Annotated in this window: 3 protein-coding genes; 2 read left to right on the forward strand and 1 reads right to left on the reverse strand. The window is 66.0% G+C overall.

What is annotated here, in order from left to right; genetic code table 11:
• Positions 1-73: 73 nt before the first annotated feature.
• Positions 74-997, reverse strand: coding sequence for a lysostaphin resistance A-like protein (locus tag ACMLHZ_RS09825; protein WP_418667552.1), 924 nt, complete (start codon positions 995-997; stop codon positions 74-76).
• 316 nt (positions 998-1,313) lie between these two features.
• Between ACMLHZ_RS09825 and ACMLHZ_RS09830 the strand changes: the two genes are divergently transcribed.
• Positions 1,314-1,676: a PadR family transcriptional regulator gene (locus ACMLHZ_RS09830; protein ID WP_177563182.1), complete on the forward strand. Its 363-nt coding sequence runs from the start codon at positions 1,314-1,316 to the stop codon at positions 1,674-1,676.
• Positions 1,673-3,061, forward strand: a complete 1,389-nt coding sequence (locus tag ACMLHZ_RS09835) for a DUF4097 family beta strand repeat-containing protein (protein ID WP_418667553.1) — start codon at positions 1,673-1,675, stop codon at positions 3,059-3,061. Before ACMLHZ_RS09830 ends, ACMLHZ_RS09835 begins: the two co-directional genes overlap by 4 nt.
• Positions 3,062-3,368 lie beyond the last annotated feature (307 nt).

Raw genomic sequence — 3,368 nt, forward strand, 5'->3', positions numbered from 1 at the left:
CGCGGCCTTTTCCGCCTCGGCCAGGGCCAGGCGCATCAGCTCTTCATCGGTCACGGTTCCTGTCCTCCTCATCTTAAACAAAGGTCTGCCAAAGGCTCAGCGCCAGCAGGAACAGGGCGCTGCACACCCAGCCCGGGCAGCCCAGCGGCCAGGCCGCCCCCTTACCCATTGCAAGGGCATTCACCCTTGCCCGGCGCCCCCCTGCCCGGCCCGAAGCCCACACGGCTGCGGCCGCCAGCGGCCCGCCCAGCAGCACCGCCAGGCTCACGAGCTGCCCGGTCTCGGGCGAAGCGTACTGGCTGGCATACTGGCCGGTAAACGCGAGAACGTTGTTGTATAAATGAAACCACATGCCCGGCCGCAGGCTGCCAGACCACTCGGCGCAAAGGCCCAGGGCCACGCCGCCCAGCAGCGCTGCAAGGCAGGCCGAAAGGCGCCCGTGCAGCAATGCGAACAGCACCGCCTGCCCCAGCACCGCGGCCGGCGCGCCAAAGGGGCGCAGCCAGCCCTGCAAAAGGCCGCGGAAAACCAGCTCCTCCCCCACCGCGGGCAGCAGGCACACCGCAAAAAAAGCGGCGCCAAGCGGCAGGCCGCCGCCCGGCAGCTCCACCCGGGCATTTTCCGGGCCCATGGCACGAACCAGGGCCCCCGCCAGCAGGTTGCCCGCCAGCATCATGCCCCAGAAAAACAAAAACAGCCTGGGCCGAATCCCCCGAGCGCCCCGCCCAAGCGGCAGGGGCCGCGGCAGGGGCAGCACCGCCAGCAGCAAAAAGGGCGCGGCCAGGGCCAGGCCGCTCACCCCAATGCGCAGCAGCGCCGCCTCCAGCTGGCTTGCCCCCGCCGGGTTTTGCAGGCTCGCCCCCGGCACCCGCAGCGCCAGCAGCAGGCTTGCCAAACGGGTGAGCAGGCTGCGGGCGGCAAGATAGATCAGTGCGCCGCAGCCGCAGGCAGCGCCCGCGCGGTTCATTGCGGCGGTATTTTTTGCAAGCCCGGTCAACGCGCCGCCCCCTTTTGCAAGCTTATTTTGGTTTTATTGTACCACATTTTTCCGCCGGGAAAAAGGGGGCATGCCGCCCCGGGCCCTTCTCTGCAGGCACCAAAGGGGCAGCGGGTTTTAAACATTTCGTGAAGATATACCTTGACAGACGAGGTATATAAAGCTATAATGCAATCAACAACCAAAGTCGATCCAACGGTGCGCTGCGGCGGCCAAGCCGCTTCAGGGGCGCAAAAAGATCTTCCGGCCACGGAGAGCGGCTCCCCGCAGCTGCGTTTTAAAGCGCTTGGTTCCAAGCTCGAAAGGAGGGCGCACTTTGCTGAATACATCGGATATCCTTCGCGGCTATACCGACACCATCATTCTTTCGCATCTTGCCGCGGGCGACAGCTACGGCTACGAGATCAACAAAGGGCTGGCTCAGGCCACCGGGGGGCGGCTGGAACTCAAAGAGGCCACCCTTTACACCACCTTCCGCCGGCTGGAACAGGGCGGCATGATCACCTCTTACTGGGGCGACGAACAGGCCGGGGCGCGGCGGCGCTACTATTCCATCACCCCGCAGGGCAGGCTCCTGTATGAAGAAAACCGCCGGGACTGGGAGGCCATCAAGGCCATTCTGGACCAGCTTTTGGCGCCGGGAGGCGCATCCAACACCACAAGGAGGGATCCTGTATGAATCAGAAGATTAACCACTACATAGACGGCCTGTTCGGGCGCCTGCCCCAAAGCCGCGAGGCGGAGGAACTGCGCGAGGAACTGCTTGCCAACCTGAACGACCGCTACGAGGACGAACTGGCCCGGGGCGCCGGCGAGGAAGAAGCCTTTCAGCGCGCCATCGAAAGCCTGGGGGATCTGAGCGAGGCCCTGGGTGAATTGCCCGGCGCAGGCCCTGTTTACGCAGCGCCCCCGCAGGCGGCAGCGCACAGGCAAAATTTCTTGCCCTGGGTGCTGGCCGCCCTAGCGGTGGCGGCCGCGCTGGTCGCAGGGGCCGCGCTCTTCGGCTTTGCCTCTTACCGTCGCGCCGCGAGCGTCGGCCAGCAGACCGTGTCGGTGCCCGGCTCTGTGTCGGTGCCCGTCCCCCCCTCGGGGTCCTCCGCTCCGCCGCAGTCCACCTCCGGCACGCTGAGCGGCCTCGCCGCCGAGGGCGAGTATGCCCCGGCCGAGGTGAGCGCCCTCGAGGTGGAAGTCAGCTTTGAAAACGTGACCATCGCCCTGTGGGACGGCGAAGCCATAAAAGTGGAGGTCCAGTTCCACGGCCCCGCCCAGCTTGCGCCGGCACTCTCGTTCCGGCAGGGCACCCTGCGGGTCGCCAGCCCCAAAAACGTGATTCTCAATCCGCTGGACCCGCCCCGGGGCGAGGTGACGGTCTTTGTGCCCCAAGGGGTGGAGCTGCCCCCCGCCGCGGTGTCCACCACCAGCGGGAACGTCCGCGTCACCGGCGTGCAGGCCGGGCTTCTGGCCGTCTCCAGCACCAGCGGGGGCCTTCGCGCCACGGACCTCACGGTGTCCGAGCTGTCCGCCTCCAGCACCAGCGGCGATATGGCCGTTACCCTGGCGTCCGCCGCCCGGGCGGCGGCGCTCTCCTCCACCAGCGGCAGCCTCACTTTCTCCGGCGACTGCGAGTCGCTCGCGCTCGGCACCACCAGCGGCAACGTGGACGCCGCCGGCAGCTTTGCAAAAGAGGCCGAGATTGGCTCATTGAGCGGCAATATGGGCATCCAGGGTTCCGGCGGAGCCCTGACGGCCCACACCACCAGCGGTTCGGTGGAGCTTGCGGGCGAATTTGAGAGCGTGGATTTTCAGTCTACCAGCGGCAACCTGCAGGCCGAATTGGGCATGCCCACAAGCGATTGCCGCTTCCAGACCACCAGCGGCGGCCTGTGGCTCACGCTGCCCCAAAACTCCGGCTTCGCCCTGCGCTACAGCACTACTTCGGGTCAGGTAAGCAATGCCTTTACCGGCCATTCCGGAAAGGGCAAGGGTACCGACACCTATGGCGCCGGCGGGCCGCTCCTGGAAATAAGCACCACAAGCGGCAGCGTTTCCATCTCGCAAAAGTAACTCTGCGCCTTCCGCCGTCAAGTGTTTCCCCTTCACTTCCGGGGCAAAGCGCACACGCCATTTCAAAAACCTTTTAGGGGCGCATGCCCAAGCCCCAAGAAGAAGCCGCCGGCAGGTTGCCAGCGGCTTTTTCTTTGTTTGTTTTTATCTGCCGGGGCGGCTCAATCGTCGTCCACCGGGCGGAACTCCACATCCATTACCGGGGGCTGACCGCCCGGCTCACCGGCTTGCGGAAAGTCTTCCAGCACATCCGCCAAAGCTGCCGCCTCGCCCACCGCCTGTTCGGCCGCCTGGCGCAGCACCCGCA

This window comes from Allofournierella sp. (assembly GCF_048388525.1).
Lineage (GTDB): Bacteria > Bacillota > Clostridia > Oscillospirales > Ruminococcaceae > BQOK01.